The following is a 14,030-nucleotide window of genomic DNA, read 5'->3' as shown; positions in this document are numbered from 1 at the left end:
AGCCTTTTTGAGTGTTCATCCGTGAGTGATTTGAGTCATATCCGCAATTTCTCCATCATCGCCCACATTGACCATGGCAAGTCGACTCTGGCCGATCGCTTCATCCAGATGTGCGGCGGCCTGGCCGAGCGCGAAATGGAAGCCCAGGTTCTGGACTCCATGGACCTTGAGCGTGAGCGCGGGATCACCATCAAGGCCCACAGCGTCACCCTCTATTACAAAGCCAAAGATGGCATTACCTACCAGCTGAACTTCATCGATACCCCGGGCCACGTGGACTTCACCTATGAAGTCAGTCGCTCCCTGGCGGCCTGTGAAGGTGCGCTGCTGGTGGTGGATGCCGGCCAGGGCGTTGAAGCCCAGTCGGTAGCCAACTGCTACACCGCCATCGAGCAGGGCCTGGAAGTGATGCCGGTGCTGAACAAGATCGACCTGCCACAGGCCGATCCGGAGCGGGTCAAGGAAGAGATCGAGAAGATCATCGGTATCGATGCCACCGACGCCGTGACCTGCAGCGCCAAGACCGGCCTGGGCGTGGACGAGGTGCTCGAGCGCCTGGTGACCACCATTCCGGCGCCGACCGGCAATATCGAAGACCCGCTGCAAGCGCTGATCATCGACTCCTGGTTCGACAACTACCTGGGCGTCGTGTCCCTGGTGCGTGTGCGTCACGGCCGGGTCAAGAAAGGCGACAAGATCCTGGTCAAGTCCACCGGCAAGATCCACCTGGTGGACAGCGTCGGTGTATTCAACCCGAAACACACCGCCACTGCCGACCTCAAGGCCGGTGAAGTGGGCTTCATCATCGCCGGCATCAAGGATATTCACGGGGCGCCGGTGGGTGACACCCTGACCTTGAGTTCGACCCCGGACGTGGAAGTGCTGCCAGGCTTCAAGCGCATCCAGCCTCAGGTCTATGCCGGCCTGTTCCCGGTCAGCTCCGATGACTTCGAGGATTTCCGCGAAGCGCTGCAGAAGCTCACCCTCAACGACTCGTCGCTGCAGTACACCCCGGAAAGCTCCGATGCCCTGGGCTTCGGCTTCCGTTGCGGGTTCCTCGGCATGCTGCACATGGAGATCATCCAGGAGCGCCTGGAGCGCGAATACGACCTGGACCTGATCACCACCGCGCCGACGGTGATCTTCGAGCTGCTGCTCAAGACCGGTGAAACCATCTATGTCGACAACCCGTCCAAGCTTCCGGACCTGTCGTCGATCGAAGACATGCGCGAGCCGATCGTGCGGGCCAATATCCTTGTGCCGCAAGAGCACCTGGGCAACGTCATAACCCTGTGCATCGAGAAACGCGGTGTGCAGCATGACATGCTGTTCCTGGGCAGCCAGGTCCAGGTGACCTACGATCTGCCGATGAACGAAGTGGTACTGGATTTCTTCGATCGCCTGAAGTCCACCAGCCGCGGCTACGCGTCGCTGGATTACCACTTCGATCGCTACCAGTCAGCTAATCTGGTCAAGCTGGATGTATTGATCAACGGCGACAAGGTCGATGCCCTGGCATTGATCGTGCACCGTGACAACGCCCACTACAAAGGGCGTGCGTTGACCGAGAAGATGAAAGATCTGATTCCTCGGCAGATGTTTGACGTGGCAATCCAGGCCGCCATCGGCGGGCAGATTGTGGCGCGGACAACCGTCAAGGCCCTCAGAAAGAACGTACTGGCCAAATGCTACGGCGGCGACGTCAGCCGTAAGCGCAAGCTGTTGGAAAAGCAGAAGGCCGGTAAGAAACGCATGAAGCAAGTGGGCAACGTGGAAATTCCACAAGAAGCCTTCCTTGCCGTGCTCAGGTTGGATAGTTAGGTCCTATGTCACTAAATTTCCCGCTGTTGCTGGTCATCGCTGTCTTCGTATGCGGTTTCTTGGCGTTGCTCGATCTGGTGTTTCTCGCACCGCGTCGACGCGCGGCCATCGCCAACTATCAGGGCAGCGTCAGCCAGCCGGATGGGCTGGTGGTCGAGAAGCTGAACAAGGAACCGCTGCTGGTTGAATACGGCAAGTCGTTCTTTCCGGTGTTGTTCATTGTCCTGGTGCTGCGTTCGTTCCTGGTGGAACCGTTCCAGATTCCGTCGGGCTCGATGAAACCGACCCTGGATGTCGGCGACTTCATCCTGGTGAACAAGTTCTCCTACGGGATTCGCTTGCCGGTGATCGACAAGAAAGTCATCGAGATCGGTGATCCACAACGCGGCGATGTGATGGTGTTCCGCTACCCAAGCGACCCCAACGTCAACTACATCAAGCGTGTAGTGGGCCTGCCGGGGGATGAAGTGCGCTACACCAGCGACAAGCATCTGTTCGTCAACGGCCAGCCGGTGGCGGAGCAGTTGGTCGGCGCTGAGCCCGGCACCCTGGGCAGCGCTGAGCTGTACAAGGAGAAACTCGGTGCCGCCGAGCACTTGATCCGCAAGGAAATGAGCCGCTATCGGGCCACTCCGGACGGTCGTTGGGTGGTACCCGCCGGGCACTACTTCATGATGGGCGACAACCGCGACAACTCCAACGACAGTCGCTACTGGGACGATCCGAGTATTCCCAAAGACCTGCTGGGCATGGTTCCCGACAAGAATATCGTCGGCAAGGCCTTCGCAGTCTGGATGAGCTGGCCCGAACCGAAACTCAGCCACCTGCCGAATTTCTCGCGGGTTGGCCTGATCAAGTAATCACACACGGCGCTGTTGAACACAGCGCCGAATGCTTTTCTGGCTCTTGTATAAAACGGCGCGCCTTCGGGTCATCCGTAACAGCCTTATCGCCAGAAGCATGCAGTCAACGATATTCAGGATGTGGATTTGAACACAGCGTTAATTGCCACCCGCACTTCGTGCGCGGCCCCTAGGATGGCGAGTTTCGGCAACGAAATCAGTGTGGGTAAACCGTGAGCGTTTCTTTGAGCCGTCTCGAGCGTCAGCTCGGCTATTCCTTCAAGGACCAGGAACTGATGCTCCTGGCCCTCACTCACCGCAGCTTTGCCGGGCGCAACAACGAGCGCCTGGAGTTTCTCGGTGACGCCATTCTCAACTTCGTGGCCGGCGAGGCGTTGTTCGAGCGCTTCCCCCAGGCCCGTGAAGGCCAGCTGTCGCGTTTGCGCGCGCGCCTGGTGAAAGGTGAAACACTGGCGGTACTGGCCCGCGGTTTCGACCTGGGCGAATACCTGCGCCTGGGTTCCGGCGAATTGAAGAGCGGCGGTTTCCGTCGTGAATCGATCCTGGCCGATGCCCTGGAAGCCCTGATTGGTGCGATCTACCTGGACGCCGGCATGGAAACCGCCCGCGACCGCGTACTGTCCTGGCTGGCCTCGGAGTTCGAGAGCCTGACCCTGGTGGACACCAACAAGGACCCCAAGACCCGGCTGCAGGAGTTCCTCCAGTCCCGTGCCTGCGAACTGCCGCGCTACGAAGTGGTGGATATCCAGGGCGAGCCGCACTGCCGGACATTCTTCGTTGAATGTGAAGTCACCTTATTGAATGAAAAAAGCCGAGGTCAGGGTGTGAGCCGTCGTATTGCCGAACAGGTAGCGGCCGCTGCAGCACTGATTGCCCTGGGCGTGGAGAATGGCCATGACTGATTCAACCGCAACACGCTGTGGCTATGTCGCCATCGTCGGCCGCCCCAACGTGGGCAAGTCGACGCTGCTCAACCACATCCTCGGCCAGAAGCTGGCGATCACCTCGCGCAAGCCCCAGACCACTCGTCACAACATGCTCGGGATCAAGACCGAAGGCGCCATCCAGGCGATCTACGTCGACACCCCCGGCATGCACAAGAGCAACGAGAAGGCGCTGAACCGCTACATGAACAAGACCGCTTCGGCGGCCTTAAAAGACGTCGACGTGGTGATCTTCGTGGTCGACCGCACCAAGTGGACCGACGAGGACCAACTGGTCCTTGAGCGCGTGCAGTACGTGCAGGGGCCGGTGATCCTGGCGATCAACAAGACCGACCGCATCGAGGACAAGGCCGAGCTGATGCCGCACCTGACCTGGCTGCAGGAGCAACTGCCGAATGCCGAGATCGTGCCGGTCTCCGCGCAGCAGGGGCATAACCTCGAAGCCCTGGAAGGCTTGATCGCCAAGCACCTGCCGGAGAACGATCACTTCTTCCCGGAAGACCAGATCACCGACCGCAGCAGCCGCTTTCTTGCCGCCGAGCTGGTGCGCGAGAAGATCATGCGCCAGCTGGGTGCCGAGCTGCCGTATCAGATCACCGTGGAAATCGAAGAGTTCAAGCAGCAGGGCAAGACCCTGCATATCCACGCCTTGATCCTTGTCGAGCGCGATGGGCAGAAGAAAATCATCATTGGCGACAAGGGTGAGCGGATCAAGCGCATCGGCATGGAAGCGCGCAAGGACATGGAGCTGCTGTTCGACTCCAAGGTCATGCTCAACCTCTGGGTCAAGGTCAAGGGTGGCTGGTCCGATGACGAGCGCGCCTTGCGTTCCCTGGGCTACGGCGACCTCTGAGACCTTTCGCCGACCAGCCGGCTCCTACAACACCCTGTAGGAGCTGGCTGGCCGGCGAACCGCTTCACCTCCTTCTCCGGACCCGGTTCCCTCTCTGCCCCTGAGATCCCCCGCAACCATGTCCAGCAACGCCCCAGTCGGCCAGCTTGCCTACGTCCTGCACAGCCGCGCTTACCGTGAAAGCAGCGCCCTGGTGGATTTCCTCACCCCTCAAGGTCGCCTGCGCGCTGTCCTGCGCAACGCACGAGGCAAGGCCGGTACCCTGGCGCGACCCTTCGTTCCTCTGGAAGTCGAGTTTCGCGGCCGCGGCGAGCTGAAGAACGTCGGGCGCATGGAAAGTGCCGGAATCGCCGCCTGGCTCAACGGCGAAGCCTTGTTCAGCGGCCTGTACCTGAATGAGCTGCTGATCCGCCTGCTGCCGGCGGAAGATCCCCATCCGGCGGTGTTCGACCACTACGCCGCCACCTTGCTGGCCCTGGCCGAGGGCCGGCCCCTGGAGCCCCTGCTGCGGGCCTTTGAGTGGCGCCTGCTGGACGATCTGGGCTATGGCTTCGCCCTGGACAGCGACATCCACGGCGCGCCCATCGCTGCCGATGGCCTGTATCGCCTGCAGGTGGATGCCGGACTGGAGCAGGTCTTCCTGCTGCAACCGGGCCTGTTCAATGGCACCGAACTGTTGGCCATGGCCGAGGCCGACTGGAGCGCTCCCGGTGCCTTGTCGGCCGCCAAGCGCCTGATGCGCCAGGCCCTGGCCGTGCACCTGGGCGGGCGGCCCCTGGTCAGTCGCGAGCTGTTTCGCAAACCCTAGGCGTACTTGCCGCTCATCCGTCGGCGGCGGCCGGCCACGCGCAGCGCTCATTCTGCGTTCGTGCAAATGGCAACAGACCCTGTTCTCCCCGTATGCTGTGCGGCGAATTTTCATTTATCCAGGAGCGCTTCCGTGACCACCAGCAATCGCATTCTTCTCGGCGTGAACATCGATCACGTTGCCACCCTGCGTCAGGCCCGCGGCACGCGTTACCCTGACCCGGTCAAGGCCGCTCTGGATGCGGAAGAGGCGGGTGCCGACGGCATCACCGTGCACCTGCGCGAAGATCGCCGGCACATTCAGGAGCGCGACGTGCTGCTGCTCAAGGACGTGCTGCAGACCCGCATGAACTTCGAGATGGGCGTCACCGAAGAGATGATGGCGTTCGCCGAGCGCATTCGCCCGGCGCATATCTGCCTGGTGCCGGAAACCCGTCAGGAGCTGACCACAGAAGGCGGTCTTGACGTGGCCGGTCAGGAGGCACGGATCAAGGCGGCGGTGGAGCGCTTGTCGAAAATCGGTTCTGAAGTGTCGCTGTTCATCGACGCCGACGAGCGCCAGATCGAAGCCTCCAAGCGCGTCGGCGCGCCGGCCATCGAGTTGCACACCGGTCGTTATGCCGATGCCCAGACGCCGAGTGAAGTGGCGGACGAGCTGCAGCGCATCGTCGACGGGGTTGCCGTGGGGCTGGCCCAGGGCCTGATCGTCAATGCCGGCCACGGCCTGCATTACCACAACGTCGAAGCGGTGGCGGCGATCAAGGGCATCAACGAGCTGAACATCGGCCACGCCCTGGTGGCCCATGCCCTGTTCGTCGGCTTCAAGGGGGCGGTAGCGGAGATGAAGGCCCTGATTCTGGCGGCTGCGGCCAAGGCCTGAGTGACCTTCGCCGACTAGCCGGCTCCTGCACCATCTCTGTAGGAGTCGGCTGGCCGGCCAGGGCTGTTAAAGCGGCGGATTGTCTTCCGGCGGCTTGGTCTTGTTGACCCCGGGCACGTGCAGGTTGCCCTCGGCGACCTGATCGCCTTCCAGCTGCGGCTGGGTCACCCAGGTCAGGATGTCGTAGTAGCGGCGGATGTTGGCGACGAAATGCACCGGCTCGCCGCCCCGGGCGTAGCCATAGCGGGTCTTGCTGTACCACTGCTTTTGCGACAGCCGTGGCAGCATTTTCTTCACATCCAGCCATTTGTTCGGATTCAGGCCTTCCCTTTCCGCCAGCTTGCGAGCGTCGTCCAGGTGGCCGGTACCGACGTTGTAGGCGGCGAGGGCGAACCAGGTGCGGTCTGGCTCCTCGATCTTGTCGTCCAGCTGTTCCTTGATATAAGCCAGGTACTTGGCCCCGCCACTGATGCTCTGCTTGGGGTCCAGGCGGTTGGACACGCCCATGGCCTGGGCGGTGTTCTGGGTCAGCATCATCAGCCCGCGCACGCCGGTCTTGGAGGTCACCTCGGCCTGCCACATGGATTCCTGGTAGCCCACCGCCGCCAGCAGGCGCCAGTCGAGCTTCTCCTGCTTGGCCGAATTCTTGAAGTGTTTCTCGTACTTGGGCAGACGCTGCTGCAGGTGTTGGGCGAAGGTGTAGGCACCGACATAGCCGAGCACGTCCACGTGGCCGTAATAGCGGTCCTTGAGGCGTTGCAGGGTGCCGTTCTTCTCCACCTTGTCGAGGAAACTGTTGATTTCGTTGAGCAGGCTGTTGTCGTCGCCGGCGGCTACCGCCCAGCTCTGGCTGCGGGCATCCCCCAGGTCGAAGGCGACCCGTACGTTGGGGAAGTACACCTGGTTCATCGCCAGTTCGTTGGAGTCCACCAGGGTCAGGTCGATCTGCCCTTCGTCCACCATGCGCAGCAGGTCGACGACCTCGACGGCGTCCGACTCTTCGTAGTCGATGCCGGGGTACTTGAGCTTGAGTTCCGCCAGTTGTTCGGCGTGGCTGCTGCCCTTGAGCACCATGATGTGCTTGCCCACCAGGTTCTGCGCGCTGGTAGGGCGGGACTGGCCGTTGCGATAGATGATCTGCGGGGTGACTTCCAGGTAAGGGTGGGAAAACCGCACCTGCTGTTTGCGCTGCTCGCTGCTCACCAGGCCAGCGGCAGCCAGCACCGGGCCTTTGGGCTGGCCCAACTGGTTGTACAGGTCGTCGAGGTTGTCGGCGGTCTCGATCTTCAGCTCCACGCCCAGATCGTCGGCAAAGCGCTTCACCAGCTCGTATTCGAAGCCGGTTTCGCCGTTGCGGTCCTGAAAGTAGGTGGCGGGGCTGTTACGGGTGATCACCCGCAGCACACCATCCTCCTTTACGCGCTCGAGGGTGCTGGGTTTTTCAACGCAGGCGCCGAGCATCAGGAAGAGTCCGGTTACGATGAGCCACTTGGCGCAGCGCGGACGTAAAGCCATAGGGGAAAACATTGGCGCAGTATACGCAAAGGATAACGGCCGCCATATCTCGACAGCGAAGGGCTTGTCTGCTAGCCAGCGGCGGTCTGGGCTGGAGGCCTCAAGAATGGGGCCTCGGTGCTTGATGTGACGATTAAAATAACCCGCGGCAATGACCCTGATGAGCCTTTGTTATAGGGCGCCTGGACCGGGCCGACGTCCGGGCGCCACCCGGGGTTGGGTTTCGAGTGCCGATGGCAACGGTTTACGTTAGAATGCACGGCCTCAAAGCACACCCCCTTCCCGAGGCTGTCCCGAAGATGTTGATCCTGCGCGGCGCTCCTGCCCTTTCTGCCTTTCGCCACAGCAAACTCCTTGAACAACTGAGCCAGAAGGTTCCAGCTGTCAGTGGCCTGTATGCTGAATTCGCTCACTTCGCCGAAGTCACCGGCGTCCTGACCGGCGACGAACAGCAGGTGCTTGCGCGCCTTCTGAAGTACGGCCCCAGCGTTCCGGTACAAGAGCCGAGCGGTCGTCTGTTCCTGGTCCTGCCGCGTTTCGGCACCATCTCGCCCTGGTCGAGCAAGGCCAGCGACATCGCCCGTAACTGTGGCCTGGCCAAAGTCCAGCGCCTGGAGCGCGGTATCGCTTTCTACGTGACCGGTGAGTTCAGCGACGCCGACGCCCAGTCGATTGCCGATGCCCTGCATGACCGCATGACCCAGATCGTGGTGGCCAACCTGGAACAGGCCGCCGGCCTGTTCAGCCACGCCGAACCCAAGCCGCTGACCGCCATCGACATCCTCGGCGGCGGCCGCGCCGCGCTGGAAAAAGCCAACAGCGAACTGGGCCTGGCCCTGGCCGAAGACGAAATCGATTACCTGATGAGCGCCTTCCAGGGCCTCAAGCGTAATCCCCACGACATCGAACTGATGATGTTCGCCCAGGCCAACTCCGAGCACTGCCGCCACAAGATCTTCAACGCCAGTTGGGACATCGACGGCCAGAGCCAGGAAAAAAGCCTGTTCGGCATGATCAAGAACACCTATCAGATGCACAGCGAAGGTGTGCTGTCCGCCTACAAGGACAACGCCGCGGTGATCGTCGGTTCCGTTGCCGGGCGCTTCTACCCGAACCCTGAAACCCGCCAGTACGGCGCGGTGCAGGAGCCGGTGCACATTCTGATGAAGGTCGAGACCCACAACCACCCGACCGCCATCGCTCCGTTCCCGGGGGCTTCCACCGGTTCCGGCGGCGAGATCCGTGACGAGGGCGCCACCGGCCGCGGCGCCAAGCCGAAAGCCGGCCTCACCGGCTTCACCGTGTCCAACCTGCAGATCCCGGGCTTCGAACAGCCGTGGGAAGTGCCGTACGGCAAGCCCGAGCGCATCGTCAACGCCCTCGACATCATGATCGAAGGCCCATTGGGCGGCGCTGCGTTCAACAACGAATTCGGCCGTCCGGCCCTGACCGGTTACTTCCGTACCTTCGAACAGTCCATCAACACCCCCCGTGGCGATGAAGTGCGTGGCTACCACAAGCCGATCATGCTGGCGGGCGGCATGGGCAACATCCGTGACGAGCACGTACAGAAAGGCGAGATCACCGTCGGTTCGAAACTGATCGTCCTCGGCGGCCCGGCGATGCTCATCGGCCTGGGCGGTGGTGCCGCTTCCTCCATGGCCACCGGCACCAGCTCGGCGGACCTGGACTTTGCCTCGGTACAGCGTGAAAACCCGGAAATGGAGCGCCGTTGCCAGGAAGTCATCGACCGTTGCTGGCAGTTGGGGGACAACAACCCCATCAGCTTCATCCACGATGTCGGCGCCGGCGGCCTGTCCAACGCCTTCCCGGAGCTGGTCAACGATGGCGGCCGCGGTGGTCGCTTCGAACTGCGCAACATTCCCAACGACGAGCCGGGCATGGCCCCGCACGAAATCTGGTCCAACGAATCCCAGGAGCGTTATGTCCTGGCGGTGGGCGCAGCAGACTTCGAGCGCTTCAAGGCCATCTGCGAGCGCGAGCGTTGCCCATTCGCGGTGGTCGGCGAAGCCACTGCCGAGCCACAGCTGACCGTGACCGACAGCCACTTCGGCAACAGCCCGGTGGACATGCCCCTGGAAGTGCTGCTGGGCAAGGCCCCGCGCATGCACCGTTCGGCCGTGCGGGAAACCGAGCTGGGTGACGATTTCGATCCAAGCACCCTGGATATCGCCGAGAGCATCGAGCGCGTCCTGCACCACCCGGCCGTGGCCAGCAAGAGCTTCCTGATCACCATCGGCGACCGCACCATCACCGGCCTCGTGGCCCGTGACCAGATGGTCGGCCCATGGCAGGTGCCGGTGGCCGACGTGGCCGTGACCGCCACCAGCTTCGACGTCTACACCGGTGAAGCCATGGCCATGGGCGAGCGCACGCCGCTGGCCCTGCTGGATGCCCCGGCGTCCGGCCGCATGGCGATCGGCGAAACCCTGACCAACATCGCCGCCTCGCGGATCAACAAGATCAGCGACATCAAGCTCTCCGCCAACTGGATGTCGGCCGCCGGCCACCCGGGCGAAGACGCGCGTCTGTACGACACGGTCAAGGCCGTGGGCATGGAGCTGTGCCCCGAGCTGGGCATCACCATCCCGGTGGGCAAGGACTCGATGTCCATGGCCACCCGCTGGAACGAAGAAGGCGTGGACAAGAGCGTCACCTCGCCGCTGTCGCTGATCGTGACCGGCTTCGCGCCAGTGGCGGACATCCGTCAGACCCTGACCCCGCAGCTGCGCATGGACAAGGGCACCACCGATCTGATCCTGATCGACCTCGGTCGCGGGCAGAACCGCATGGGCGCCTCGATCCTGGCCCAGACCCACGGCAAGCTCGGCAAGCAAGCGCCGGACGTCGATGACGCCGAAGACCTGAAAGCCTTCTTCGCCGTGATCCAGGGCCTCAACGCCGACGGCCACCTGCTGGCCTACCACGACCGTTCCGATGGCGGCCTGCTGGTAACCGCCCTGGAAATGGCCTTCGCCGGTCATTGCGGTCTGAACCTGACCCTCGACGCCGTGGCGGAAAACGCCGCGGAAATCGCCGCCATCCTGTTCAACGAGGAACTGGGTGCGGTGATCCAGGTGCGGCAGGATGCGACCCCAGGCGTGCTGGCCCAGTTCAGCGCTGCCGGTCTGGGCGACTGCGTGGCGGTGATCGGCAAGCCGATCAACAACGGTGAAGTGAGCATCTCCTACAACGGCGAAAGCGTGTTCACCGGCCAGCGCCGTCTGCTGCAGCGTCAGTGGGCGGAAACCAGCTACCAGATCCAGCGTCTGCGGGACAACGCCGAGTGCGCCGAGCAGGAATTCGACGTCCTGCTGGAAGAAGACAACCCGGGCCTGAGCGTCAAGCTGGGCTTCGACGTCAACCAGGACATCGCCGCGCCTTACATCAAGAAAGGCGTGCGTCCACAGGTGGCGGTGCTGCGTGAGCAGGGCGTCAACGGCCAGGTGGAAATGGCGGCGGCTTTCGACCGCGCCGGCTTCAACGCCATCGACGTGCACATGAGCGACATCCTCGCCGGTCGTGTCGACCTCAACGACTTCAAGGGCATGGTGGCCTGCGGCGGCTTCTCCTACGGCGACGTGCTGGGCGCCGGTGAGGGCTGGGCCAAGTCGGCGCTGTTCAACAGCCGCGCGCGTGACGCCTTCCAGGGCTTCTTCGAGCGTACCGACAGCTTCACCCTGGGCGTGTGCAACGGTTGCCAGATGATGTCCAACCTGCACGAGCTGATCCCGGGCAGCGAGTTCTGGCCGCACTTCGTGCGCAACCGCTCCGAGCAGTTCGAAGCCCGTGTAGCCATGGTCCAGGTCCAGGAGTCGAACTCGATCTTCCTGCAGGGCATGGCCGGTTCGCGGATGCCGATCGCCATCGCCCACGGCGAAGGCCATGCGGAATTCGAAAGCGAGGAGGCCCTGCTGGAAGCCGATCTGTCCGGCTGCGTGGCCCTGCGCTTCGTCGACAACCACGGCAAGGTCACCGAGCGTTACCCGGCCAACCCGAACGGCTCGCCGCGCGGGATCACCGGCCTCACCAGCCGCGACGGTCGCGTCACCATCATGATGCCGCACCCTGAGCGGGTGTTCCGTGCTGTGCAGAACTCCTGGCGTCCGGATGACTGGAACGAAGACGCGGCGTGGATGCGCATGTTCCGCAACGCACGTGCCTGGGTGAACTGAGGCTGATGTACAAGCTCAGCTTCTTCGTGCCTCCCAGCCATGTGGAGCAGGTCAAGAGCGCCGTATTTGCCGCCGGTGGCGGACGTATCGGCGCCTATGACCAGTGCGCCTGGCAGGTGCTCGGCCAGGGCCAGTTTCGCCCGTTGGACGGCAGCCAGCCGTTTCTCGGGCAGACCGGTCAGGTGGAGCGGGTGGAGGAATGGAAGGTCGAGCTGGTGGTGGCCGATGAACTGATCGCCAATGCAGTGGCGGCTCTCAAGCAGAGCCATCCCTACGAGACGCCGGCTTATGAAGTCTGGCGTCTTGAAACGTTCTGAAGTGATCCACCGATAAAAAGCCCGCTGCACCGGAGACGGTCAGCGGGCTTTTTTGTGGGACTTTTCAGTCAGGCCGGCACCTACGGGATCAGCGTAGGAGCCGGCTTGCCGGCGAAGGCGTCTTCAGGCTCTCGCCCCCACCTTCTTGTGCAGCAGCGTTTGCAGAGCGGCCTGCAATCCCCCGGCCTTCTGGCCAATCAGCACGTGCCAGACATCCCCCTCCATGCGCCGCATACCCTGGCAGCCCAGGGCGTCGAGCGCCGACTCCGACAGGCTGCGGCTGTCACTCAGTTGCACCCGCAACCGGGTCAGGGCGACGCAGTCGGCCTGCAACAGATTGTCCCGGCCACCCAGGGCGTTGAGCCACTGCTGGGCTTCCTGGGTGGAGACTTCGAGCGATTGGGGGGCCTCGACTGGTGGCGCTGGCGCCGCGACCGGGGCTGCCGCCGGCAGCGCCAGACGGATCTGGTCGGCGATACTGTCGGCCATCGGTCCCACCACCACCTGCAAGCTGCCGCCCTTGCCGGGGCGCACCACGGCCAGGGCGCCCAGGGCTTTCAATTCTGCGTCGGCGGCCAGGTTGCGGTCCGCCAGCTCCAGGCGCAGGCGCGTGGTGCAAGCGCCGACCGTGATCAGGTTGGCCGAACCGCCCAGGGCCTTGATATAGGCGGCGGCGCGCTGATCGGCGTTGAGTTCGCTCTTGTCCCCGGATGGACTGTCCTCGCGTCCCGGGGTCTTGAGGTTGAAGCGGCGGATGCAGAAGTCGAATACCAGGTAGTACACCACCGCGTACAGCAGCCCCACCGGGAACACCTTCCAGCCGTTGGTGGAGCGTCCCCAGCCCAGGGCCATGTCGATGGCGCCGCCGGAGAAGGTGAACCCCAGGTGGATGTTCAACAGGTTGGTCAGGGCCATGGCCAGGCCGGTGAGCAGCGCGTGTACCAGATACAGCAATGGGGCGAGGAACATGAAGGCGAATTCGATGGGTTCGGTGACCCCGGTAAGGAACGAGGTCAGGGCCATGGACAGGAAGATCCCGCCCATCACCTTGCGCCGTTCCGGCAAGGTGTTGCGGTACATCGCCAGGCAGGCGGCGGGCAGACCGAACAGCATCATCGGGAACATCCCGGTCATGAACTGGCCGCCCTTGGGGTCCCCGGCGAAGTAGCGGGTCAGGTCGCCGGTGACCACCGCGCCGGTGCTCGGGTCGGTGAAGCTGCCGAAGATGAACCAGGCCATGTTGTTGAGGATGTGGTGTAGGCCGGTGACGATCAGCAGGCGGTTGAACACGCCGAAGACGAAGGCGCCAAAGCTGCCGCTTTCCAGCAGCAACTGGCCGAAGCTGTTGATGCCGTGCTGGATCGGCGGCCAGATCAGGCCGAACGCCAGCCCCAGGCCCACGGCGCTGAAGCCGGTGGCAATGGGCACGAAGCGCCGGCCGCCAAAGAACGCCAGGTATTCGGGCAGCTTGATGTCCTTGAAGCGGTTGTACAGCGCGCCGGCCATCAGGCCGCTGATGATCCCGGCGAGCATGCCCATGTTGATGCTGGCGTCCAGCACCTTGAGGGTCGAGATCATCACCAGGTAGCCGATGGCCCCGGCCAGCCCGGCGGTGCCGTTGTTGTCCCGGGCAAAGCCCACGGCGATGCCGATGGCGAAGATCAGCGCCAGGTTGCCGAAGATCGATTGCCCGGCATCGTGGATGATGGCGATGTTCAGCAGGTCGGTGTCGCCCAGGCGCAGCAGCAGGCCGGCGATCGGCAGGATGGCGATGGGCAGCATCAGGGCGCGGCCGAGGCGTTGCAGGCCCTCGATGAAGTACTGGTACATGGCG

At 63.1% G+C, this 14,030-nt stretch carries 10 protein-coding genes; 8 read left to right on the top strand and 2 right to left on the bottom strand.

The features are described 5' to 3' along the window. The first annotated feature begins 21 nt into the window (after window positions 1-21). From lepA to pdxJ, 6 genes are all read left to right on the top strand, one after another. Window positions 22-1,821: a translation elongation factor 4 gene (lepA, locus tag ACMGG8_RS29255; RefSeq protein ID WP_060837667.1), complete on the top strand. Its 1,800-nt coding sequence runs from the start codon at window positions 22-24 to the stop codon at window positions 1,819-1,821. A gap of 5 nt (window positions 1,822-1,826) precedes the next feature. Further along, window positions 1,827-2,681, top strand: coding sequence for a signal peptidase I (lepB, locus tag ACMGG8_RS29250; RefSeq protein ID WP_060837668.1), 855 nt, complete (start codon window positions 1,827-1,829; stop codon window positions 2,679-2,681). Between the two features lie 215 nt (window positions 2,682-2,896). After that, window positions 2,897-3,586: a ribonuclease III gene (gene rnc, locus ACMGG8_RS29245; protein ID WP_011059421.1), complete on the top strand. Its 690-nt coding sequence runs from the start codon at window positions 2,897-2,899 to the stop codon at window positions 3,584-3,586. Then, on the top strand, window positions 3,579-4,481 hold the full coding sequence (gene era / locus ACMGG8_RS29240; RefSeq protein WP_019094760.1) for a GTPase Era: 903 nt from the start codon (window positions 3,579-3,581) through the stop codon (window positions 4,479-4,481). Before rnc ends, era begins: the two co-directional genes overlap by 8 nt. Before the next feature lie 118 nt (window positions 4,482-4,599). Next, entirely contained in the window at window positions 4,600-5,289 is a 690-nt protein-coding gene (gene recO / locus ACMGG8_RS29235) for a DNA repair protein RecO (RefSeq protein WP_060837669.1), read from the top strand. Window positions 5,290-5,421: 132 nt separating this feature from the next. After that, the gene (pdxJ, locus tag ACMGG8_RS29230; protein WP_060842554.1) at window positions 5,422-6,168 is read left to right on the top strand and encodes a pyridoxine 5'-phosphate synthase; all 747 of its coding nucleotides are present in this window, start codon (window positions 5,422-5,424) and stop codon (window positions 6,166-6,168) included. Between the two features lie 66 nt (window positions 6,169-6,234). Here the strand turns inward: pdxJ and mltF are convergent, their stop codons facing one another. Then, the gene (gene mltF / locus ACMGG8_RS29225; RefSeq protein ID WP_060837671.1) at window positions 6,235-7,695 is read right to left on the bottom strand and encodes a membrane-bound lytic murein transglycosylase MltF; all 1,461 of its coding nucleotides are present in this window, start codon (window positions 7,693-7,695) and stop codon (window positions 6,235-6,237) included. 287 nt (window positions 7,696-7,982) lie between these two features. Here mltF and purL point away from each other — a divergent pair, with 287 nt between their 5' ends. Both purL and ACMGG8_RS29215 read left to right on the top strand, forming a co-directional pair. Beyond that, complete coding sequence (purL, locus tag ACMGG8_RS29220) at window positions 7,983-11,879, top strand: phosphoribosylformylglycinamidine synthase (RefSeq protein ID WP_060837672.1); 3,897 nt, start codon at window positions 7,983-7,985, stop codon at window positions 11,877-11,879. Window positions 11,880-11,884: 5 nt separating this feature from the next. Further along, complete coding sequence (locus tag ACMGG8_RS29215) at window positions 11,885-12,196, top strand: YqfO family protein (RefSeq protein WP_060837673.1); 312 nt, start codon at window positions 11,885-11,887, stop codon at window positions 12,194-12,196. Between the two features lie 123 nt (window positions 12,197-12,319). On the opposite strand, the gene nagE is transcribed toward ACMGG8_RS29215, so the two are convergent. Beyond that, window positions 12,320-14,026 carry an N-acetylglucosamine-specific PTS transporter subunit IIBC gene (nagE, locus tag ACMGG8_RS29210; RefSeq protein ID WP_108544400.1) on the bottom strand — a complete coding sequence of 569 codons (1,707 nt, stop codon included), beginning with the start codon at window positions 14,024-14,026 and terminating at the stop codon, window positions 12,320-12,322. Between the last annotated feature and the right edge of the window lie 4 nt (window positions 14,027-14,030).

Source organism: Pseudomonas sp. BNK-45 (assembly GCF_047456255.1).
Taxonomy (GTDB): Bacteria; Pseudomonadota; Gammaproteobacteria; order Pseudomonadales; family Pseudomonadaceae; genus Aquipseudomonas.
The sequence above is the reverse complement of the archived record's forward strand: the minus strand, read 5'-3'. Positions and strand labels throughout refer to the sequence as shown.

What these genes read in the sequence shown, in the direction of transcription:
- lepB (WP_060837668.1), top strand. Translation starts at nt 1,827, where the DNA reads ATGTCACTAAATTTCCCGCTGTTGCTGGTCATCGCTGTCTTCGTATGC.
- era (WP_019094760.1), top strand. Translation starts at nt 3,579, where the DNA reads ATGACTGATTCAACCGCAACACGCTGTGGCTATGTCGCCATCGTCGGC.
- recO (WP_060837669.1), top strand. Translation starts at nt 4,600, where the DNA reads ATGTCCAGCAACGCCCCAGTCGGCCAGCTTGCCTACGTCCTGCACAGC.
- mltF (WP_060837671.1), bottom strand. Translation starts at nt 7,695, where the DNA reads ATGTTTTCCCCTATGGCTTTACGTCCGCGCTGCGCCAAGTGGCTCATC.
- purL (WP_060837672.1), top strand. Translation starts at nt 7,983, where the DNA reads ATGTTGATCCTGCGCGGCGCTCCTGCCCTTTCTGCCTTTCGCCACAGC.
- ACMGG8_RS29215 (WP_060837673.1), top strand. Translation starts at nt 11,885, where the DNA reads ATGTACAAGCTCAGCTTCTTCGTGCCTCCCAGCCATGTGGAGCAGGTC.
- nagE (WP_108544400.1), bottom strand. Translation starts at nt 14,026, where the DNA reads ATGTACCAGTACTTCATCGAGGGCCTGCAACGCCTCGGCCGCGCCCTG.